At 66.8% G+C, this 20,942-nt stretch carries 23 protein-coding genes and 1 riboswitch; of the genes, 14 read left to right on the forward strand and 9 right to left on the reverse strand.

Annotated features, from left to right (window positions below):
* Window positions 1-28: 28 nt before the first annotated feature.
* The 6 genes from G6N32_RS24705 to G6N32_RS24730 form a co-directional block, all read right to left on the reverse strand.
* The gene (locus tag G6N32_RS24705) at window positions 29-676 is read right to left on the reverse strand and encodes an LON peptidase substrate-binding domain-containing protein (RefSeq protein ID WP_115318486.1); all 648 of its coding nucleotides are present in this window, start codon (window positions 674-676) and stop codon (window positions 29-31) included.
* A 2-nt stretch (window positions 677-678) separates the two neighbouring features.
* Window positions 679-1,014, reverse strand: coding sequence for a hypothetical protein (locus tag G6N32_RS24710; protein ID WP_147291988.1), 336 nt, complete (start codon window positions 1,012-1,014; stop codon window positions 679-681).
* A gap of 68 nt (window positions 1,015-1,082) precedes the next feature.
* Window positions 1,083-2,231 (reverse strand): glutamate--cysteine ligase, encoded by a 1,149-nt coding sequence (locus G6N32_RS24715; protein WP_115318485.1) that lies wholly within the window; start codon window positions 2,229-2,231, stop codon window positions 1,083-1,085.
* Window positions 2,212-2,958 carry a superoxide dismutase[Cu-Zn] gene (sodC, locus tag G6N32_RS24720; RefSeq protein ID WP_115318484.1) on the reverse strand — a complete coding sequence of 249 codons (747 nt, stop codon included), beginning with the start codon at window positions 2,956-2,958 and terminating at the stop codon, window positions 2,212-2,214. Before sodC ends, G6N32_RS24715 begins: the two co-directional genes overlap by 20 nt.
* 10 nt (window positions 2,959-2,968) lie before the next feature.
* Window positions 2,969-3,430 carry a LytR C-terminal domain-containing protein gene (locus G6N32_RS24725; RefSeq protein WP_115318483.1) on the reverse strand — a complete coding sequence of 154 codons (462 nt, stop codon included), beginning with the start codon at window positions 3,428-3,430 and terminating at the stop codon, window positions 2,969-2,971.
* Window positions 3,431-3,470: 40 nt separating this feature from the next.
* Window positions 3,471-3,779 carry a nucleoid-associated protein NapA gene (locus tag G6N32_RS24730; RefSeq protein WP_047328743.1) on the reverse strand — a complete coding sequence of 103 codons (309 nt, stop codon included), beginning with the start codon at window positions 3,777-3,779 and terminating at the stop codon, window positions 3,471-3,473.
* A gap of 125 nt (window positions 3,780-3,904) precedes the next feature.
* Between G6N32_RS24730 and G6N32_RS24735 the strand changes: the two genes are divergently transcribed.
* From G6N32_RS24735 to G6N32_RS24745, 3 genes are read left to right on the forward strand one after another with little or no spacing between them, the layout of a single operon-like run.
* Window positions 3,905-4,498, forward strand: a complete 594-nt coding sequence (locus G6N32_RS24735) for a peptide deformylase (RefSeq protein WP_115318482.1) — start codon at window positions 3,905-3,907, stop codon at window positions 4,496-4,498.
* A gap of 4 nt (window positions 4,499-4,502) precedes the next feature.
* Complete coding sequence (locus G6N32_RS24740; RefSeq protein WP_115318481.1) at window positions 4,503-5,408, forward strand: N-acetylglutamate synthase, CG3035 family; 906 nt, start codon at window positions 4,503-4,505, stop codon at window positions 5,406-5,408.
* 18 nt (window positions 5,409-5,426) lie between these two features.
* Entirely contained in the window at window positions 5,427-6,239 is an 813-nt protein-coding gene (locus G6N32_RS24745; RefSeq protein ID WP_115319041.1) for an exodeoxyribonuclease III, read from the forward strand.
* Here G6N32_RS24745 and G6N32_RS24750 read toward each other — a convergent pair.
* Window positions 6,236-7,255 carry an NADP-dependent oxidoreductase gene (locus G6N32_RS24750; RefSeq protein WP_115318480.1) on the reverse strand — a complete coding sequence of 340 codons (1,020 nt, stop codon included), beginning with the start codon at window positions 7,253-7,255 and terminating at the stop codon, window positions 6,236-6,238. The two genes, G6N32_RS24745 and G6N32_RS24750, sit on opposite strands and share 4 nt — an antisense overlap.
* A 152-nt stretch (window positions 7,256-7,407) precedes the next feature.
* Between G6N32_RS24750 and G6N32_RS24755 the strand changes: the two genes are divergently transcribed.
* From G6N32_RS24755 to G6N32_RS24765, 3 genes are all read left to right on the forward strand, one after another.
* Window positions 7,408-8,865: an ICP22 family protein gene (locus G6N32_RS24755; protein WP_115318479.1), complete on the forward strand. Its 1,458-nt coding sequence runs from the start codon at window positions 7,408-7,410 to the stop codon at window positions 8,863-8,865.
* A gap of 108 nt (window positions 8,866-8,973) precedes the next feature.
* Entirely contained in the window at window positions 8,974-9,258 is a 285-nt protein-coding gene (locus G6N32_RS24760) for a hypothetical protein (RefSeq protein WP_147291986.1), read from the forward strand.
* Between the two features lie 58 nt (window positions 9,259-9,316).
* On the forward strand, window positions 9,317-9,697 hold the full coding sequence (locus G6N32_RS24765; protein WP_147291985.1) for a hypothetical protein: 381 nt from the start codon (window positions 9,317-9,319) through the stop codon (window positions 9,695-9,697).
* Here G6N32_RS24765 and G6N32_RS24770 read toward each other — a convergent pair.
* Together G6N32_RS24770 and G6N32_RS24775 are read right to left on the reverse strand one after the other, a co-directional pair.
* Window positions 9,654-11,360, reverse strand: coding sequence for an MFS transporter (locus G6N32_RS24770; protein ID WP_115319040.1), 1,707 nt, complete (start codon window positions 11,358-11,360; stop codon window positions 9,654-9,656). The two genes, G6N32_RS24765 and G6N32_RS24770, sit on opposite strands and share 44 nt — an antisense overlap.
* Before the next feature lie 226 nt (window positions 11,361-11,586).
* Window positions 11,587-12,438, reverse strand: coding sequence for a hypothetical protein (locus tag G6N32_RS24775; protein ID WP_115319039.1), 852 nt, complete (start codon window positions 12,436-12,438; stop codon window positions 11,587-11,589).
* A 134-nt stretch (window positions 12,439-12,572) separates the two neighbouring features.
* Window positions 12,573-12,683, forward strand: a riboswitch (TPP riboswitch).
* On the opposite strand from G6N32_RS24775, the gene thiC reads away from it, so the two are divergent.
* The 8 genes from thiC to G6N32_RS24815 all read left to right on the forward strand — a co-directional run bounded on the left by thiC (window position 12,675) and on the right by G6N32_RS24815 (window position 20,909).
* Complete coding sequence (gene thiC, locus G6N32_RS24780; protein ID WP_115318477.1) at window positions 12,675-14,240, forward strand: phosphomethylpyrimidine synthase ThiC; 1,566 nt, start codon at window positions 12,675-12,677, stop codon at window positions 14,238-14,240. It overlaps the preceding riboswitch by 9 nt.
* Window positions 14,237-15,073: a bifunctional hydroxymethylpyrimidine kinase/phosphomethylpyrimidine kinase gene (gene thiD / locus G6N32_RS24785; protein ID WP_115318476.1), complete on the forward strand. Its 837-nt coding sequence runs from the start codon at window positions 14,237-14,239 to the stop codon at window positions 15,071-15,073. The genes thiC and thiD overlap by 4 nt, the downstream gene beginning before the upstream one ends.
* A complete protein-coding gene (locus G6N32_RS24790; RefSeq protein WP_115318475.1) occupies window positions 15,070-15,690 on the forward strand; it encodes an alpha/beta hydrolase family protein in 621 nt (206 codons plus the stop codon). Before thiD ends, G6N32_RS24790 begins: the two co-directional genes overlap by 4 nt.
* Window positions 15,691-15,796: 106 nt before the next feature.
* Complete coding sequence (locus G6N32_RS24795) at window positions 15,797-17,278, forward strand: flavin-containing monooxygenase (RefSeq protein WP_115318474.1); 1,482 nt, start codon at window positions 15,797-15,799, stop codon at window positions 17,276-17,278.
* Between the two features lie 17 nt (window positions 17,279-17,295).
* Window positions 17,296-17,556, forward strand: coding sequence for a DoxX-related protein (locus G6N32_RS24800; RefSeq protein WP_115318473.1), 261 nt, complete (start codon window positions 17,296-17,298; stop codon window positions 17,554-17,556).
* Window positions 17,557-17,816: 260 nt separating this feature from the next.
* On the forward strand, window positions 17,817-19,052 hold the full coding sequence (locus G6N32_RS24805; protein ID WP_232077828.1) for an APC family permease: 1,236 nt from the start codon (window positions 17,817-17,819) through the stop codon (window positions 19,050-19,052).
* Window positions 19,006-20,271: a uracil-xanthine permease family protein gene (locus tag G6N32_RS24810; RefSeq protein WP_115318472.1), complete on the forward strand. Its 1,266-nt coding sequence runs from the start codon at window positions 19,006-19,008 to the stop codon at window positions 20,269-20,271. Before G6N32_RS24805 ends, G6N32_RS24810 begins: the two co-directional genes overlap by 47 nt.
* 155 nt (window positions 20,272-20,426) lie before the next feature.
* Window positions 20,427-20,909 (forward strand): hypothetical protein, encoded by a 483-nt coding sequence (locus G6N32_RS24815; RefSeq protein WP_163789435.1) that lies wholly within the window; start codon window positions 20,427-20,429, stop codon window positions 20,907-20,909.
* Window positions 20,910-20,942 lie beyond the last annotated feature (33 nt).

The following is a 20,942-nucleotide window of genomic DNA, read 5'->3' on the forward strand; positions in this document are numbered from 1 at the left end:
CCACTCCGACAGGAGAGAACTGAACCGGCTATTGCCCGTTCTCGTCGGAGGCGATCTGGAATTCGACCATGGCAGAGACTGTTTCGATGGCGTCGGCCAGCACGTCGACCCGCTCGGCGAGCGTCGGCGCCGCCAGCACCGCATACCGGTCGGCCTGCCCCATCGGCACCCGCGAGGCAAGTGCGTAGATGTGCCGGGACGGATCGTCGGCGACCTCGGGCTCTACCGCGAGCGCATCGGGCCGCAACCGCGCGCCCCGCGCGCTGACGATCCGCTCGAACAGTGCCAGCATCGCATCGACGATCTCACCGATGCGTTCGTGCGTGACCGGAGGGCCCGGCTCGTCGGGCCAGACCTCGATGTCAGCGCGCGGGTACGGGTCGTCGCTGCGCCACTCACGCACCCGGATTCGTTCACCGATGACGGTGCCGAGTTGATATTGGCCCATCCCGTGGTCGGCGTATTCGGTGATGCGGGCCAGCGCCCCCACGTCGCCGCGGACATCACCGCCACCGACCTCCAGGCCGCGGGTGATCATCACGACTCCGAATGCGGGATCGGTCATCTCCAGGCAGTCTCGCACCAGCTGCGAGTAGCGCGGCTCGAAGATCCGCAGCGGCAACGGTTCTCCGGGCAGCAGCGCCGACTGCAGCGGGAACATCGGCTGTACGGTCATGACTACCGGATGCCCTGCCCCATGACCACGTCCTTGACCGGCGCGCTGGGGTCGACGAATCCGCACAGCGCGCTGGCCACTCCCGCCCACAGTTGCGGGTTCATCGAGACCAGCTGATTTCCGCTTTTCCCGATCGCCACGATCACTTCGCGCCGGGTGACGGTGTCCATGGTCAAAAATTCCCGGCACGTCGTGGTGAGCAGATCGGCCGGCACCATGCCCTTGCCCGCCTCACCGGGCGTGGCCACCGGGGTCCCGGTGATCGCTTTGGCGCAACCGCCGCCGGTCAGGACGACAGCCGTCGCCACCACCGCGAGTCCCAGTCGTCTCATCCTCATCGGCGCCTCCCTCGGGTCCATTGCACCACTCCTCCTCGGGCGTGCGGCCCGCATCGTCGTGACGCGGGCTAGATGTCCAGCTCCCCGACCAACGAGTCAACCACCGCGCGCAGATCGCCGCCGCTGCGCTCGGCCACCCGGTGCTGGCGCTGATAGGACGCGCCGCGTCGCGGAATGTCGGCGACCGCTGCCAATTCGTCTGCGCAGTGCAGTGATTCGGCCACCGGCTGCAGCCGGGTCAGCAGGTCGTCCAGGTCCTCGGTGACCAGCCGTTCATTGCTGTCGGCATCGAGGATGATGATGGCGTCCAGACCGTACCGAGCGGCGCGCCACTTGTTCTCCTGCACGTGCCACGGCGGCATCACCGGCAGCTGCTCGCCGGCTTCCAGCCTGCGGTCCAAGTCGACCACCAGGCAATGCGTCAGCGCCACCAGCGCCGCGAGCTCCCGCAGATTGGACACCCCGTCGAACACCCGCACCTCGATGGTGCCCAGATGCGGCGACGGCCGGATGTCCCAACGGACTTCGTTGATGTGGTCGATGATGCCGGTCTTCTTCTGGTCGTGCACGAACCGCTCGAACTGCCGCCAGGTCTGGAATTGGAAGGGCAGGCCCGCGGTCGGCAACTGCTGAAACATCATCGCCCGGTTGCTGGCGTACCCGGTGTCGTCGCCGGCCCAGAACGGCGACGAGGCCGACAGCGCCAGCAGATGCGGGTACTGGTTGAGCAGTGAGGAGATGATCGGCATCACCTTGTGCGCCGACGACACCCCGATGTGCACGTGCACACCCCAGATGAGCATCTGCCGTCCCCACCACTGGGTCCGCTTGATCAGCTCGGCGTAGCGCGGCGCGTCCGTGAGTTTCTGTGTCGACCACGACGCGAACGGGTGGGTGCCCGCGCAGAACAGCTCCATGCCCCGTCCGTGCACGATGTCCCGCGCACTGCGTAGGGTGCCCTTGAGGTCGACCATCGCCTCGTCGACGGTGTCACAGACACCGGTCACGACCTCGATGGTGTTGCGCAGCAGCTCTTTATGGACGTGCGGGCTCTCGCCGACATCGGCGATCACCTCGGCCGCCTCATTGCTGAGGTCACGGGTGGCCGCATCGATCAGCGCGAACTCCCACTCGACGCCGAGTGTCGGCCGGGGTGACCCGGCGAAGTCGATCCGGCCGGGCTTCTCCGAAGGAGTCTTAGCCGGTGCCGACGACACCGCACGCCACCCGCTTGCCGGCGTCACCGGTGGCCATCGTTGCTTCATCCGGGCCGGGCGCGCCGCCCTGGATCTGCTGGTAGCGCTCCGGCGGGATGTTGGCGAAGTTGTCGGCGTCGGCGTGAATGATGATCGCGGTACCGTTGCCGCCCAGCAGATCCTGCTTGGTGAAGGCGTTGGTCGTGGTCACCAGCATCGCCGAGCCGTCCTCACGCACCTGCAGCGAGGCGAGGTCACCGCTGGCGGGGTGTCCGCTGTGACCGTTGGCCTGGAAGTGGCCGCCCGCGGAGAGGAAGTCACCGGGCGCGCCACCCGTCGGAGCAACGGAGTTGGCTTCGCACTTGGCGAACGAGTGCAGGTGCAGCCCGTGGAAGCCCGGCGCCAGCTTGCCGGTTCCGGTCGTCTGCACAGTGACCGTCGCGAAGCCGTCCTGGAACTCGAAGGTCGCCGCGGCGACCTGGGTGCCGTCGGGGGCCTTGATCTGCGCGGTCAGCGTGTCGGCGCTGGACGCGGACGCTTGCGGAGCGGCGTGGGTGTCCTCACCGTGGCTGGTGCCGTGGGAGCCTTCGCCCGCGGCGGCGGGCGCCGGGGATCCGGTCCACACCGGGGGTGTGGTTCCGGGCTGCGAGGCGATCGGTTCGTTCGGGCTGCACGCGCTCAATACGGCGACGGGAGCGACGAACAGGATGGCGGCGGCAGTTCTCAGCGGGCTGACGGTCGTGACCATGAGCCGAAGCCTATCCGGTCACCAAAACGATCACGCCCGGTGGCTGCTCGGCGATTTCCGGGATTCTCGGGGCCACCGGCGCGTTGAGCACCTTGGCCACCGCCTCCGCGGCGGCCTGCTCCCCGTCGGTGGTGCCGTAATACACCGTGGTCGCGGGTAGCGGCGGTACCTGCAGGTTGCTGGTCTCGGTGACATTCCACCCGGCTTCGCGCAGCCGGTCACCGATCCGGCTTGCGGCGCCTTCACCTTCACCGACGTTGAAAACCCGCACGTCGGCCTTGGGCGCCGGCGCGGCCGAGGTCTTGGACGTCGTCGTGGTGACCGTCCGCACCGACGTGTCGTCGTTGCTGTTGTCATTGCCCGAGCCCATGGCTTGGAAGCCGACCAGCAGGAAGATCACCCCGAGGAACAGCAGCACCATGACCATGGCGCGCAGGGGGAGCCCGGCGGAATCAGGTACGCGGTCGTTCATCGCGCCCACTGTAACCAGCGGGTGCGCCCCGGGAGAAAAATCAGGGGACCTCGAAGCCGAGTCGGCGCGCCGCACGCGCCTTCTGCCGGCTCGCCCGAAGCCGGCGCAGCCGCTTGACCAGCATCGGATCGGCGGCCAGCGCCTCGGGGCGGTCTACCAGAGCGTTGAGCACCTGGTAGTAGCGGGTGGCCGACATCGAGAAGAGTTCCTTGATGGCCTCTTCTTTGGCGCCGGCGTACTTCCACCATTGCCGCTCGAAAGCCAGGACGTCGTATTCGCGGCGAGTCAACCCATCGGGGAGGTCAGCGTCGTCATTGGACCGCTCGGCCCGTGCCATGGCGCCGTCCATTTCGATCTGTAGACCCTTTCGAAGACCTGCAAATGACTTCCCTGTGCTCGGCGCTCATTCAATCACGGTTGTCTCGGTTGGGACGGCAGCCAAGCCCGCGCGTCGGCTGACTAAGCTTGCCGGTCATGGCGGTTAGACCAATCGTGATTCTGGGTGATCCTGTTCTGCACACGCCGACGCAGCCCGTGCCGGTCGCTGACGACGGTTCGCTGCCCTCCGATCTGGCCGATCTGATCGCAGACATGTACGACACGATGGACGCGGCCAACGGAGTCGGGCTGGCGGCCAACCAGATCGGCGTAGGCAAGCGGCTGTTCGTCTACGACTGTGCCGACGAACGCGGCAAGACCACGCGCCACCGCGGAGTGGTGATCAATCCCGTGCTGGAGACCTCGGAGATTCCCGAGACCATGCCCGACCCGGACAACGACGACGAGGGCTGCCTGTCGGTGCCCGGCGAGTCGTTTCCCCGGGGCCGGGCGAAGTGGGCGCGAGTCACCGGTCTGGACGCCGACGGCAACCCGGTCACCCTGGAGGGTCATGACCTGTTCGCCCGCATGCTGCAGCACGAGACCGGCCACCTCGACGGGTTCCTCTACGTCGACCACCTGATCGGCAGGCATGCGCGCGCGGCGAAGAAGACGGTGAAGAAGAACGGCTGGGGGGTGCCCGGCCTGTCGTGGACGCCCGGTGAGGTGCCCGACCCGTTCGGCCATTGACCCGATGACCAGTTTGCCGCCGGTCGGCAGCCGGGTGAGCATCCGCTACCGCCTGCCCGCGGGCACCGCTCCCACGATGTCCGACGTGATCGGTGAGCTGCTGGCGCAGGAACCGCTGATCGTGGTGCGCACCAAGTCCGACGGAGTGGTGGAGGTCCGCCGCGCTGACGTGGTCGCGGTACGGGAGCTCAGCGTGGTTCCCGTACGGACCTCCGAGATCCGCAACCTCGAGCACGCGGCCGCGCTGGGATGGCCGGGCACCGAGCAGAGCTGGCACGACGGCTGGCTGCTGCGGGCCGCGGGCGGCTACACCAGCCGCGCCAACTCGGCTGTACCACTAGACTTCTCGTCGAACATCACCGCGCTGCCCGCGATCGTCGAGTGGTACGCGCAGCGCGGCCTGGAGCCGTGGCTCGCGCTGCCGGAGCGGCTGCTGCCGATTCGGGTTGACGGCATCAAGCACACCCGCGTGATGGTCACCGACGTCACCGCCACCGAGACAGACGAGGCGGTGACCTTTGCGCCGAGCCCGGATGCGGCCTGGCTGGCCTGCTACGAGCGCGACGTGCCGCCCGACGTGCTGACGGCGGTCGTCGACGGCGAGGTCGTCTTCGCCTCGACGGCCGGCGCCGCGGTGGGTCGGGGCGCGATCACCACCGCGCCGGACGGCACCCGCTGGCTGGGCATCTCGGCCGTGCATGTCGACTCCGCGCACCGCAGGCGCGGGCATGCCCGCCGGCTGTGCCTGGCCCTGCTCGACTGGGGCGCGCAGCGCGGCGCCGACCGGGCCTACGTGCAGGTGCTGAGCGACAACTCGGGCGCGATCACGTTGTATCACTCGCTGGGTTTTCGGCTGCATCATCACCACCGCTACGTCGATGCCCGGTCGTTGAGCCCCCGTACGCTGTAGGCCATGTCCGCCGACGTCTTGCGCCTGGCCACCTGGAACGTGAATTCGATTCGCGCGAGGGTGGACCGGGTCACCGACTGGCTCGGCCGCGCCGACGTCGATGTACTGGCCATGCAGGAGACCAAGTGCTCCGACGACCAGTTCCCCACCATGCCGTTCCTCGAAGCCGGATACGAGGTGGTGCATTGCGGGTTCAACCAGTGGAACGGGGTGGCCATCGCCTCCCGCGTCGGGTTCGACGACGTCGAGGTCGGCTTCGACGGCCAGCCCTCGTGGGGTCAGGACGCCGACGCCAAGGCCGAGGCCCGCGCCTTGGCGGCTACCTGCGGCGGCGTGCGGGTGTGGAGCCTGTATGTGCCCAATGGCCGCACCCTGGCCGATCCGCACTATCAGTACAAGTTGGAATGGCTTGCCGCTCTCCGCAATACGGCGGAATCGTGGCTGCACGACGACCCGCAGGCGCCGATCGCCCTGGTCGGCGACTGGAACATCGCGCCAACGGACGAGGACGTCTGGGACATCTCCGTGTTCGACGGCGCCACCCACGTGTCGGATGCGGAGCGCAAGGCGTTCAACGACATCGTCGAGACGAGGTTCACCGACGTGGTGCGCCCGTTCACTCCCGGCCCCGGTGTCTACACCTACTGGGATTACACCCAGCTGGCGTTCCAGAAGCGTCGCGGCATGCGCATCGACTTCATCCTGGGCTCACCGGCGTTGGCCGAACGGGTGACCCACGCCGAGATCGTGAAAGACGAACGCCGGCCGGGCAAGAAGGGCGATCCCTCCCCCAGCGACCACGCACCGGTGCTGGTCGATCTGAGCCGTTAGCCGCTCGATGGTTCGCTGACCTTCACCAGCATCTTGCCGATGTTGGCGCCGGTGAACAGCCCATTGAGTGCGTCGACGCACGTTTCCAGGCCGTCGAATACGGTTTCGCGGTGCACCAGCTTGCCCTCGGATTCCCAGCGGCGCAGATCGGCGAAGGCTTCATCGAAGCGGCCCCACATGTCCAGGGCATTGAAACCCTGCATCGAGGCGGTCTTGGCCAGCAGGTTGACGTAGTTGGCCGGCCCCGGATGCTCACCGGTGAGGTAGCTGGAGATGACACCGCACAGCACCACGCGAGCCCTTGGCGCCAGTCGACCGAGGACCGCGTTGAGGATCGGGCCGCCGACATTGTCGAAGTAGACGTCAACACCCTTGGGGCAGTGCTGTTTCAGTGAGGCAGCGATGTCGTCGTTCTTGTAGTCGATGCAGGCGTCGAATCCGAAGTCCTCGACCACCGCCCGGCACTTGTCCGGGCCGCCGGCGATACCGACCACGCGGGCGCCGGCGATCTTGGCGATCTGCCCGGCCACCGAACCGGTGGCACCGGCCGCAGCCGACACCACGACCGTCTCGCCCTCTTTCGGACGGCCGATGTCGGTCATCCCGAAATAGGCCGTGGCACCGGTGGGTCCGTACACGCTCATGATCGCGAGCTGATCGGTCTCACCCGGGATGGGTGTGCTGAACAGGTCGTCGCGGATGACGGCGTAGTCCTGAAAACCGGTCAGCGTGGTGACGATGTCGCCGACGGCGAACGCGTCGCACCGTGATTCCACCACCTCCCCGATGCCGGCGGCACGGATGACCTCGCCGAGCTGCACCGGCGGCAGATAGCTCGGCTGGTCGTCCAGCCAGGTGCGGACCGCCGCATCCAGGCCAACGTAGGTGGTGCGCAGCAGCGCCTCCCCCTCGGCGAGATCGGGTGCGTGTGTGGTGACCAGCTCGGTGTCGGTGGATTGCACCAGGCCCGAGGGGCGGCGGCGAAGGAGGATCTGGCGGTTCGTCAGCGCGGGCACGGTCTCCGAAGCTACCCAAGGCCGCACCGATTCGGAGGCCAGTTGGGACAGTCGCGATGCGGTGTCATGACACGCCACCACTGCCCAGCAAACGACGAAGACGTTCCATCATCGCGGCCAGGATGATTTGATGGCAGTGCCACGGCCGCTCCGTGGCGTTCAAAGGAGAGGTCTCGGTGCGCCGCGCAACCGCAATGTTCTGTTACAGGCCTGCAGCTTTCACCGCAGCCGTCGCCCTGTCGATGTCGACGTTGTTCGCGGGCATCCCGGTCAGTTCCGCCGACCCGGACGATGGCGACGGCGGCAGTAGCTACGACGACGGCGGCGGATACGACGGCGGCGGTTATGACGACGGCGGCGCCTACGATGAGGGCGGCGTGGATTTCGACGACCCGGGCGAGGTCGACGACGGCGGCATGGACGATGCGCCTGAGGTGGACGACCCCGCCGACGAGGACGCGCCGGACTCGCCCGGAGAAGATCAGCAGGAGCCCGAGCAGGCGCCGCAGCCCACGGGTGAGGAACCTGGTACCGAGGACGAGCACCCCGAGGACGAGCACCCCGACGGCGAGCACCCGGACAGCGGCCCCCAGGAGCCGTCCGGCACCGAAACCCCGGAGCCCTCCGTTCCGGAGACCCACAGCACGGATGACGACGGCCCGAGTCCCACCGCAGACCCGGACGACGAGCCCGACGCCGAGCCCCAGCCGGACACCGCTGACGTCCCGCGCGACGATGCCACCACCGCGCGGCGCGGTAGGGTCGTCGGCCCGAGGACCACCACCAGAGGTGCCCGTTCCTACGCGAACAAGGTGAAGTCCGCGGTTCCACGCCCGGCCCGATCCAGGGGTGGGCGGCTGAACAGTCCGGTCAAGAAATGGAACTCGCGCTGGACTTCCTACGACCGGTACTACCGCCCGGTCTTCATCAACCCATATCAGGCTCCGCTGCGGGTGGTGTACGACTCTGGCGGCGCACCAAAGACATTCACGGTCCCGCCGTTGCAGCGTGCCGTGATCGACACCCCAGGGCCCGGGGTGTACAGCTTCACCGCCTCGACTGAAGCCGGTTCAGCCCCGCCGACCAACATCTCGGTCGGCAGCTTCTCCGGCGGCGGTTTCAAGCCGGCGCCCGGGCAGGCGCCCCCGCAGAAACCTGCACCGCTGAACATCATCAAGAACGCCCTTGTCCAAGTGACATTCGACCAGGGCACCTCCGCGCCGTTCCGGGTTCGCACGTTGACGGACCTGGGTAAGGACCCCGCCGTCGGCGATTCCACGCGAGTTCTTCTCGACGGCGAGATTCCGGCATGGGGGCAATGGTCGAAGGACGAGCACGGCGAGGCGTTGTTCCAGATCTCCCGGACCCAGTTACTGCCAGGGGTCGACCCACCGGCTCAGGACCCACTACCCGGCTACGACATCAAACTCGTTGCCGGGCAACAGGCGTCCCCGGCACAGGCTCAGCAACACCAGAACCGCACGCTACTGATCGGCGGCGGGATCGCAGCGGTGGTGGTCCTCGCGGGCGTCGCAATCACCGTCGTGGTGGTCCGCCGGCGACGGTCCGGCGACCAGCCGGAGAATGTGGACATCTCCCACGACGGGTGATAGGCCACGCCGCAGCATTGGAGCAAGGGAACCGGCCCGGGTAACCGGTGAGTGAACATTCGGCGATTCGAGTGGCGACCGTCGCTTACCGGCACAACCATGGTCGAGATGGGGTCGTTTGTGTCGGTGTACGTCGATTGGGCAGCGACGGTGGAACACGTTCGTGCGGCCGCCGGGAGGCTTGCGGTGCCCGCCGGCGTTCAGGGCATCAACGTGGTGGAGGCCAGCGACACGTTTGGCTGCCGAATCGCCGTCGACCTGACCGGTGACTTCGACGAACAGCGCGACGGTCCTCGCATCGCCCGCTCCTTCGCGGCCCAGCTCTCCGATGAACTCGCGGTCCCGGCGTTCGCGCTTCGTGACCTCATCTTGGTCGGCCGTTCGGATTCGTGATTCGTAGCCGTTCTCGGCTCGTCACGGTCCGTTAGAGCGGGTGTGCTGGGCTCACAGAGTGAGCTCGGACCTCAGCATCCCGATCCCGAAAAGCACTGCGCATCAGGCGTTGACCTGTATCGACGCGCTCATCGAAGAGTATCGACGGCAGCGGCCGACCGGCGGGTCCAGAACGGTCGGCGATCTGCTCGAGTTCCGGGAGGCGATTGCGCAGAGCATGCGCGCCTCGCGGGACCGCACCGCCCGGATGGGCGCGTTGACCTTATCCAGGATCTCCGACCGCCTGACCGCATGCGCGCAGGCCGAAGTCGGGCCTGCCGAACTTCAAGCCGCAATGTGGCGCACCGCGGGACGGTTGCATCGCTGGGTCGCCGAAGGTACCGCCCCGCCGCCGGCTACTCGGTCGTCGTCGTCGTCGCGGGCGCCTGGTCTTCGGTGACCTCGGCGACGCCGTAGCGGCCCGGGTTGAACATCGAGGCGATCGCGCCGATCACCATCATCAGCGCGGCGGCGCCGAACACCACCACCAAGCCGGAGTGGAACGGTTCGGTGATCAGGTTCGGGAAGAACGTCTGCCCGGTCAGCACTTCGGTATTGACGCCGGGCTGGTGCAGCGCGTTGTAGGGCGCCAGGAGCTCGCCGATCGGATTGTACCCCAGGAACGCCGCGAACAGGCTGCCGACCGGCGGCAGGTTGGCCACGTCGTGGGCGACGTCGGGCGAAATACCCTGCGCCATAAGGCCCTGGCTCATGGCGGTGGGCAGGGTGTGGGCCAACCCGACGATCATCAGCGAGAAGAAAATCCCGATCGACAGCGAGTTGCCCGCATTGAAGAACGTCGAGCGCACCCCGGAGGCGGCCCCGCGCTGCGAGGCGGGGACGCTCGACATGATGGCCGCGGTGTTGGGTGCGGTGAAGATGCCACCGCCGATGCCGTTGAGGAACACCAGAACAGCGAACACCCAGTAGTTGAAGTTGACCGGAATCAGAAGCAAGGCAACGAAAGTGGCTGCCATCAAGAGCATGCCGCCGACGGTGAACGGCCGGGCGCCGAACCGGTCGGCGAGCGATCCGGCGATCGGTGCGGCGGCGAGGAAGCCGAAAGTCGCGGGCAACAGATAGATGCCCGCCCATAACGGGGTCGATTCGAAGCTGTAGCCGTGCAACGGAAGCCAGATGCCCTGCAACCAGATGATCAACATGAACTGCAGGCCACCGCGGCCGACCGAGGACATCAGCCCGGCGAGGTTGCCCATGCCGAAGGCCGCCGACCGGAACAGCCTGATGTCGACCATCGGCTGTGACACCCGCAGCTCGATGAAGCAGAACACCACCAGCAGCGCCAGGCCGCCGATGATCGAGCCCAGCACCATCGGGCTCGTCCACCCGGTCGTCGAATCGCCGTAGGGCTGGATGCCATAGGTGATGCCGATCAGCAAGACCGTCAAGCCCACACCGAAGGTGACGGTGCCGGCCCAGTCGATCCGGCCGGGGTTGCGCACACCCAGTTCTTTCAGCGAGCGCACGCTCCAGAGAGTGCCGATGACGCCGATCGGCACACCCACCCAGAAGATCGCCTGCCAGTGCACCTCGGAGAGCACGCCGCCGATGAGTAGCCCCAGGAACGAACCGGCAACGGCGGCAACCATGTTGACGCCCAGCGCCATGCCGCGCTGATTGGCCGGGAAGGCGTCGGTGAGGATGGCCGACGACGACGACATCAGCATCGCGCCGCCGACACCCTGGACCACTCGCCAGGCGATCAGCCAGATCGCGCCGCCGTCGAGGTGGAACGGATCGAACGACAGCGCGATGGCCGCCAGGGTGAACACGACGAAGCCGATGTTGTAGATCCGCACCCGGCCGAACATGTCGCCGAGCCGGCCGAACGGCACCACCAGAACCGCGGTCACCACCAGGTAGCCCATCAGCATCCACAGCAGATAGCTGACGTTGCCGGGAGCCAGCGGGTTCAGGCCGATACCGCGGAAGATCGCGGGCAGGGAGATCAGGACAATCGAGGCGTTGATCGACGCCAGCAGGATGCCCAGCGTCGTGTTGGACAGGACCACCCACTTGTAGTGCGGGTGGTCGTGGTCCATCCGGCGGCGGCGCCGGTCGGTCTCGGCCAGGGCCGGGTCAAGCTCGGTCGTCACGGGCAAATCTCGTTTCGTGTGCAATCGTCCAGCAAAAAGCAATGGGCGCCCTCCGGCGCAATAACGCATATGTTAGCTATACAAATCATCGAGAGCCAATCCGTCGAATTTCACGTTTCGCAGCCAAAGTTCGAGGAGACCGCTGCAAAACGTGAAACTCGGCGCGGTCCCGTCATGGCCTCCAGCCGCGGGATCTCAAGAGCTTGGTGGCCCGGCCGACAATCTCGTCGTCGCGGTCCTCCTTGATCACGTGGTCGACCGCCCATCCGAGGCTTTCCACCTTCGGGCGCAGCCGCAGGTCCTTCACGTATGCCCGACGGTCCGTGCGATGTACGTCGCCGTCGTACTCCGAGCCGACCCGGAATTCCTCCCAGCCCAGGTCCAGAACCCGGACCGCCCGCCAGCCGTCGAACACCGGGACCTGCGTTGTGGGACGCGGGAGCCCGGAGTCGATGTAGAGCAACCGAAGCCGCGTCTCCTGCGGCGAGGCCGCCCCACCATCCACCAGGGGCAGCACGCTGCCCAACTGCCTCAGTCCGCGCACACCGGGATACCGCTTGGCGAGGATGAGCACATCTTCGGCCGAGAAAACCTGGTTTCGCATGAGCGCATCCATCCTGGCGATGGCTTCGCCGCGCCGCAGATGCCGGCCGAGATCAAAGGCCGCGCGTGCGCGCGCCACGACGGGAATGCCCGAAACTTTGGTGACCTCGTCCGGTGCGAGCGACTCCTGACGGACAACCAGACCCCGTTGCGGCCGCGCATGTCGCGGCGATATCAACTCGATGGGTGTGTCTGCGTCGACCCAACTCGAGCCGTAGAGACCGGACGCGGCGACGCCGGTGATCACTGCTTGGCGGCCGGTCGCCAACCATGCCGCCTTTGCCCGGTCCCACAGAGTGACATCGCCCTTCGGCATGTACACACCGCGGAACAACGGTTGGTACCAGCGGGCCAGCTCACTCCTGGTGAGCCGGCCATCCGCCAGCGCCTCCCGGGCAAGAAACACCTCCCGCTCGGCCATCGCGGGAGCATGCCATCGGGCACCGACACCGCCGTCGAATTTCACGTTTCGCAGCCAAAGTTCGAGGAGACCGCTGCCAAACGTGAAACTCGATCAGCTCACCCCCACCGTTGACTGCTAGCGTTGGCGACGGAAACCAACCACACGGGAGCGCACAACGAGTGCGCTGAGAGGACGGCTGAGCGGCCGTCGACCGTAGAACCTGTCCGGGTAATGCCGGCGTAGGGAGATGTGTAATGAGTGCTGTTGTCAATCCCACCGTCACCACCGGCCCGATCGCCGGTAGCACGAAGATCTATCGCGACGGCGTTCCGTTTCGCCGGGTGAACCTGTCGAACGACGAACACCTGGACCTCTACGACACCTCGGGTCCCTACACCGACGGCGACGCGGTGATCGACGTGCATGCCGGCTTGCCCGCCCGGCCCGGAATCGTCACCGATCGCGGCACCCAACTACAGCGCGCCCGGGCCGGTGAGATCACCGCTGAGATGGCCTTCATCGCCGCGCGGGAGGGCGTCGACGCCGAACTCGTGCGCGACGAGGTGGCACGCGGACGGGCGGTGATCCCCGCCAACCACCGCCATCCGGAGAGCGAGCCGATGATCATCGGCAAGGCCTTCGCCGTGAAAGTCAATGCCAACATCGGTAATTCGGCAGTCACCTCGTCGATCGCCGAGGAGGTCGACAAGATGGTGTGGGCCACCCGGTGGGGCGCCGACACCATCATGGACCTGTCCACCGGCGCCGACATCCACACCACCCGGGAGTGGATCCTGCGCAACTCCCCCGTTCCGGTCGGCACGGTGCCGATCTACCAGGCGCTGGAGAAGGTCAAGGGTGATCCGACCCGGATGACGTGGGAGATCTACCGCGACACCGTGATCGAGCAGTGCGAGCAGGGCGTCGACTACATGACCGTGCACGCCGGCGTGCTGTTGCGCCACATCCCGCTGACGGTCGAGCGCGTCACCGGAATCGTCAGTCGCGGCGGCGCGATCATGGCCGCCTGGTGCTTGGCTCATCATCAAGAATCGTTCCTGTACACCAACTTTGAGGAACTGTGCGCGATCCTCGCGCGCTACGACGTCACGTTCTCCCTTGGTGACGGCTTGCGCCCGGGTTCGATAGCCGACGCCAATGACGCGGCTCAATTCGCCGAACTAGCCACCCTGGGGGAGCTGACGAAGATCGCGAAAGCCGCTGGGGTACAGGTGATGATCGAAGGCCCCGGCCATGTGCCGATGCACAAGATCGTCGAGAACGTGCGCCTCGAAGAGGAGCTGTGCGAAGAGGCGCCGTTCTACACGCTCGGTCCGCTGGCCACCGACATCGCGCCGGGCTATGACCACATCACGTCGGCGATCGGCGCGGCGATCATCGCCCAAGCCGGGACCGCGATGCTGTGTTACGTCACACCGAAGGAACACCTCGGCCTGCCGAACCGCAAGGACGTCAAGGACGGCGTGATCGCCTACAAGATCGCCGCCCATGCCGCCGATCTGGCGAAGGGCCACCCACGTGCGCAGGAACGCGACGACGCGCTGTCGCGGGCCCGGTTCGATTTCCGCTGGCACGACCAGTTCGCTCTGTCCCTGGACCCCGACACCGCCCGCGAGTTCCACGACGAGACCCTGCCCGCCGAGCCCGCCAAGACCGCACACTTCTGCTCGATGTGCGGGCCGAAGTTCTGCTCGATGCGCATCACGCAGGACATTCGCGACGCCATGGACACCAAATCCGAGGAGTTCGCCGCACACGGCAACCGGGTGTACATCCCTCTGGAAAACTCAGTGCCGTGAATGTGCTCCCCCTGACCCCGCCCGGCCAGACGCCGCTTCGCGTCATGACCATCGCAGGCTCTGACTCCGGTGGCGGTGCGGGCATCCAGGCCGATATGCGCACCTTCGCTCTGCTCGGGGTGCACTCACTGGTCGCCGTGACTGCGGTAACGGTACAGAACTCATTGGGTGTCAAGGGGTTTCACGAAATTCCGACCGACGTGATCGCCGGTCAGATCTCAGCAGTGGTCACCGACATCGGCGTGCAGGCCGCCAAGACCGGCATGCTGGCCTCGTCGCAGATCATCGAATCGGTGGCGGGCACGTGGCGCGACCTCGGCCTGGCGGGTACCACGCCGTTCGTCGTCGACCCGGTCTGCGCCTCGATGCACGGCGACCCGCTGCTGCACCCGTCGGCATTGGAGACCCTGCGCAGCCAGCTCTTTCCGCTGGCCAGTCTGGTCACCCCCAATCTTGACGAGGTGCGGTTGCTGGTCGGTATCGACGTCGTCGACGAGCAGACCCAGCGCGATGCCGCCAAGGCGCTGCACGCACTCGGCCCGCAGTGGGCGCTGGTCAAGGGCGGCCATCTGCGGGGATCGACGCACAGTCCGGACCTGCTGTACGACGGCACCGATTTCCACGAGTTCGACGCCCCGCGGGTGGACACCGGCCACGACCACGGCGCCGGTGACACGTTGGGGGCGGCCACCGCGTGCGCGCTGGCTCACGGGTACTCGATGCCCGAGGCGGTGGCATTCGGCAAAGCGTGGGTCACGGAGTGCCTCCGCGCGGCCTATCCCCTTGGTAGCGGCCACGGCCCGGTGTCGGCGCTGTGGCGACTGCAGTCATGACCGACCTCGACGAGATCGCCGGCGTCGCACACGAACCGGAGGGCACCCCGGCCGGTGTCGTGGTGCTGACCCACGGTGCCGGCGGCAGCCGGGAGTCACCTCTGCTGATCCGGATCTGCGACGAGTGGGCCGCCCGCGGCTGGCTCTCGATCCGGTACAACCTGCCCTACCGCCGGCGCCGCCCGAAGGGCCCGCCGTCGGGGTCGGCGGGCGGCGACCGGGCCGGCATCGTCGATGCACTCACGCTGGCCCGATCGCTGGCTGCCGGTCCGCTGCTGGCAGGTGGACATTCCTACGGGGGTCGACAGACCTCGATGGTCGTCGCCGAGAATCCCGGCCTCGTCGATGTGCTGACCCCGTTCTCCTACCCCCTGCATCCGCCCGGCAAGCCGGACCGGTTGCGCACCGAGCACTTCGGCGACATCACCGCGCCGACGGTGTTCACCCACGGCACCGCCGACCCGTTCGGGACCATCGACGAACTTCGCGAGGCGGCCGCGCTCATACCCGCGCCGGCGTCGATCGTCGACATCACCGGCGCCCGCCACGACCTCGGCTCCACAAAGCTCGACGTACCGGCCCTCGCCGTCGACGCCGCGCTGTCGGCGTTGCCCTGAGCGCAGCCCGACGCGGTGAGCAACGTCGGCCGAGACGACATCAGTCCCCGGAATTGGGGCCAAACGGCGTATCTTACTGACGAGTAAGATACGGTATTCTGTTCGCATGCCAACGCAGTACGACGCGATCATCGTCGGCGCCGGTTTCGGAGGAATCGGTGCAGCGATCGAGCTCAAGCGCCTCGGATTCGAGAACTTCGTCATTCTGGATCGCGAGGACGATCTGGGCGGCACCTGGTACGTCAACCATTACCCGGGGTTGACCGTCGACGTCCCCACCACCACGTATTCGTATTTCTTCGAGCCCAACCCGAACTGGAACCGGCTGTTCTCTACCGGGGCCGAGATCAAGCAGTACGCCGACAACGTCGCCGACAAGTACGACGTGCGCCGCCACATCCGGTTCAACACGACCGTCGAAAGCGCCCGCTGGGATGACGAAGACAAGCTGTGGCGGGTCACGGTCGCCGACGGTGACACCCTGGCGGCGCGATACCTGATCACCGCGACGGGCTTCCTGTCCCAGCCGCGCACGCCGGAGATCCCGGGCATCGACACTTTCGAGGGCACGATCGTCCACACCGCGGCGTGGGACGACAGCTACGACGCCACCAACCGCAAGATCGGCATCATCGGCACCGGCGCCACCGCCGTCCAGCTCATCCCCGAATTGGCCCGCGACGCTGCGGATCTCACCGTGTATCAGCGCACAGCGATCTACGTCGTGCCCAAACTCGACGTCAAATTCTCGGCCAGGGCGAAGCGGCTGTTCGCGCGCGTACCGCTGTCCCAGCGCGCGATCCGCGCCGTCACCGATTTCGCCTACGAGGTGCTGGTCGACTGGGGCGTCCTGCACTACAACCGCTTCCCGCTGGGGAATCGCATCGCGGCCTACCTCTCCCAGTTGTGGCGGTTCGCCGTCATCCGGGACAAGGAATTGCGCCGCAAGCTCACCCCGGACTACGACTTCGGCTGCAAACGGCCGACGTTCTCCAACAAGTTCTATCGGGCTTTCACCCGACCGAACGTGCGCCTGCAGTCCAGCGGCATCGACCACATCGAGGCCGACGGTATCGTCGCCAACGACGGCACCAAGTCCGTCATCGACACCCTGGTGTTGGCAACAGGTTTCGACCTTTGGGAAGCGAACTTCCCGGCCATCGAGGTGATCGGCCGCGACGGCCGAAACCTGGGCAAGTGGTGGCGCGAGACCCGATTCCAGGCCTACCAGGGTGTCTCGGTTCCGTACTTCCCCAACTTCCTGAGCCTGGCCAGTCCGTATGCGTTCCTCGGCTTGAACTTCTTCAACTCGATGGAATATCAGATGCGGCACATGGACCGGCTCTTCGGCGAACTGAAGCAACGCGGGGCAACCACGTTCGAGATCACCGAAGAAGCCAACGCCCGCTATCTGGACGAGATGACCGAGCTGCTGGGCACCTCTTTGTTCACCCTCGGCAACTGCGCGTCGGCGCGGTCGTACTATTTCAATCCCAGTGGTGAGGCGACGTTGTTGCGGCCGATGACTACGCACGAGGCATTACGCGAGGCGTCGACGTACCCGCTCTCCGACTACCACATCAGTTGACCTGCGAGAGGACGTCGATGTCTGCAGAGCCGTTGATCAAAGCGACCGGGCTGGTGGTGGCCGCCACCGGGTTGTCGCACTTCGTACGCCCGGAGCTGTTCGAATCCGCCACCAAGTCGGCGTTTCCGGACAACACGTTGCAACACACCTACATCGACGGCGGCATCGAGACCGCGATCGGGCTGGCCTTGATCGCGCCCAAGACACGCAAATTCGCAGTGGCCGGGTTGCTGGCCTATGGCGCCTATCTGGGCGCGAACATCGTCCGCAACCGCTGACTTTCAAGATCACAGTTCCGACAAGATTTACGACCCCGTCAGATTTTTCGCTTACATTGATCAGGCACGGCGACGCGTACGTCGTTGGTTTGTGAGGATGCCACGCGAAATGGGTCGGGGGACCGTGCCGGACCGGCTTGGGCGCGGGCGACCGCTCCCTCGCCGGTCCGCATTCATGTTCGGCGCCTAACATCCCGGCCGTGAGCGCGCTTGCACGCCGATTGGGCACCACCGATGCCGTGATCATCGGACTCGGTTCGATGGTCGGCGCCGGCATCTTCGTCGCGCTGGCGCCCGCCGCCGCGGCGGCGGGATCCTGGCTGCTGATCGGGCTGGCGGTCGCGGCCGTCGTCGCCTACTGCAACGCCACCTCCTCGGCGCGGCTGGCGGCGCGCTACCCGCAATCGGGCGGCACCTACGTCTACGGCCGGGAACGGCTCGGCGAATTCTGGGGCTACCTGGCCGGCTGGAGCTTCGTGGTGGGCAAGACCGCCTCGTGTGCGGCGATGGCACTGACCGTCGGCTTCTACGTATGGCCCGCCTACGCGCACGCCGTGGCCGTCGCCGCAGTGGTGGGCCTGACGGCGGTGAACTATCGCGGTGTCCAGAAATCGGCCGTGCTGACCCGCGTCATCGTCGCCGTCGTGGTGGCGGTGCTGGCCGCGGTCGTGGTGATTGTGGCGGCCTCGGGACGCGCAGACGTCGACCAGTTGCGGCTCGGCCACGGCACGGTCTTGGGTGTGCTGCAAGCGGCCGGTCTGTTGTTCTTCGCGTTCGCCGGCTACGCGCGAATCGCCACGCTCGGTGAGGAGGTGCGCGATCCGGCCCGGACCATCCCGCGGGCCATCCCCCTGGCGCTCGGGCTCGCGCTCGTCATCTACGCGGCCGTTGCGATCACAGTGCTTGCGGCTCTCGGTCCGGAGCGATTGGCAACGGCCGCAGCACCATTGGCGGATGCGGTACGGATGGCCGGGGTGGCCGGCTTCGAGCCGGTGGTACGGGTCGGTGCGGCGGTCGCGGCACTCGGCTCCCTGCTGTCGCTGATTCTCGGGGTATCGCGGACCACCCTGGCGATGGCGCGCGACCGCCACCTGCCGGTCGCGCTGGCGGCCGTGCATCCGCGCTTCGGTGTCCCGCACCGCGCCGAGGTGGCCGTCGGTGGGGTGGTCGCGGTGCTCGCCGCGGTGACCGATGTCCGTGGAGTTATCGGCTTTTCGTCGTTCGCGGTGCTGGTGTACTACGCCGTCGCGAACGCGTCCGCCTGGACGCTGGAGTCACCTCAGTCCCCGGGGCGCCTCGCTCCAGCCCGCCGATGGGGCCGACTCATTGCAGCGGTCGGACTGATCGGTTGCGTGGTGCTGGCGATCGCGCTGCCCCTTCCGGCCGTGCTATCCGGGACGGCGGTGCTCGTCGTCGGCGCCGTCATCTACGCGGTGCGGCGGTTACGGTATGACCGTGATTCCCATGACCTGGACACCGGTGGAAAGCCGGGCTGACCAGAACTTTGTCGTCGCCCCACACGAGCGGCTGAGCTGGCCGCGCACCCTGGGTATCGGAGCCCAGCACGTAGTGGCGATGTTCGGTGCCACGTTCCTGGTCCCGGTGCTCACCGGCTTCCCGCCGGCCACCACACTGCTGTTCTCCGGAATCGGCACACTGCTGTTCCTGGTCATCACCGGCAACCGGCTACCCAGCTACCTCGGCTCCAGCTTCTCGGTGATCGCCCCGGTGACCGCCGCGGTGGCCTCGCACGGAACCGGCAGCGCGCTGGGCGGGCTGATCGCGGTCGGGATGCTGCTGATCGTCGTCGGTCTGGCCGTGCATCTGGCCGGCACCCGCTGGATCGACATCGCGCTGCCGCCGGTGGTCACCGGCGCCATCGTCGCGCTGATCGGGTTCAACCTGGCACCGGCCGCCAAGACGAACTTCGAGAAGGGCCCGCTGGTCGGTCTCGTCACGCTGGTGCTGCTGGTGGCGGCGCTGGCGTTCTTCCGCGGCATCATCGGACGGCTGGCGATCTTCCTGGCGGTGGTCGCCGGTTATCTGTTGGCGCTGGCACTCGGCGAAGTGGACACCGCGGGGATCGCGGCGGCCGGGTGGATCGGACTTCCGCAGTTCCAGACGCCGACGCTGAACCTCTCGGTCCTGCCGATGTTCCTGCCCGCGGTGATCGCGCTGATCGCCGAGAACATCGGGCACGTGAAATCGGTAGGCCAGATGACAGGGGTCGACACCGACCCGCTGACCGGCCGTGCGCTGGCGGCCGACGGTGTCGCCACGGTGCTGGCCGGTTTCGGCGGTGGTTCGGCCACCACCACCTACGCCGAGAACATCGGCGTGATGGCCGCCACCCGGGTGTACTCCACGGCCGCGTATTGGGTGGCCGGTGTGACCGCAATCCTGTTGGCGTTGTGCCCCAAGGTCGGAGCGACGATCTCGGCGATCCCGCCCGGCGTGCTCGGCGGTGCGACGATCGTGCTCTACGGTCTGGTCGGCGTGCTGGGTGTACGGATCTGGCTGACCAATCGGGTGGACTTCAGCCTGCCGATCAACCAGATGACCGCAGCGATCGCACTGATCATCGGCATCGCCGACTTCACCTGGAAGATCGGCAATCTCACGTTCACCGGCATTGCGCTCGGGTCGATCGCCGCACTCGTGATCTATCACGGCATGCGGGCGCTGGGGGTGCTGCGCGGCGGACGGTCGTCATGATCGCTGCCGTTGAGAACCTGTATGTTTGCTTCGCGAGGTACCCGACGCCCAGGAATCTGACAGTGTGCGAGCAGTGCGGTCCGGAGTGGTCGGCCGCCGACATCACGTCGACTCCGCTGCGGTCACTATCGCTGGCGCAGTTAGAGGCGCTTCATGTGATGTCGTTGAGCGACGACGACTTTCGCTATTACTTTCCGCGACTGATCGAGGCGTTGCTCGCGGAGAAGGCACCGGTGTTCGCCTTCGATTTGGGCAAGCTACGGAGCCGGACGTTGTCCTGGCCGGCACCAGAGCGTGCAGCTGTCACCAGTCTGGTCGACGGCCTGTGGCGCAGCCTGCTTGCGGAGTACCCGGCTGATTTGGGTTACTTCTCCGACAGTCCGACTCTCATCGACTTCACCTACTGGTGTGACCAACCCCTGCAGGTTCACCTGAACCGCTGGCAGATGATCGACACGGTATCGGCCGCCGAGCACCTCGGTGAACTCGTGGAGTGGGCGTTCAGCGTGCGCGAGCCGATCGAGCCTGCCGTCAAGGATCTCGTCGTGAACTTCCTTGCCCAGCCGGTCATCGGTGAGCGGTTGAGCGCCGCCAACCTCGATGATGCAGAAGAGCTTTGGCGAGTGTGCGGCCGCTGATTCCGCAGGCATTGATATCGCACGTAGATCCAT

The organism is Mycolicibacterium aichiense, assembly GCF_010726245.1.
Lineage (GTDB): Bacteria > Actinomycetota > Actinomycetes > Mycobacteriales > Mycobacteriaceae > Mycobacterium > Mycobacterium aichiense.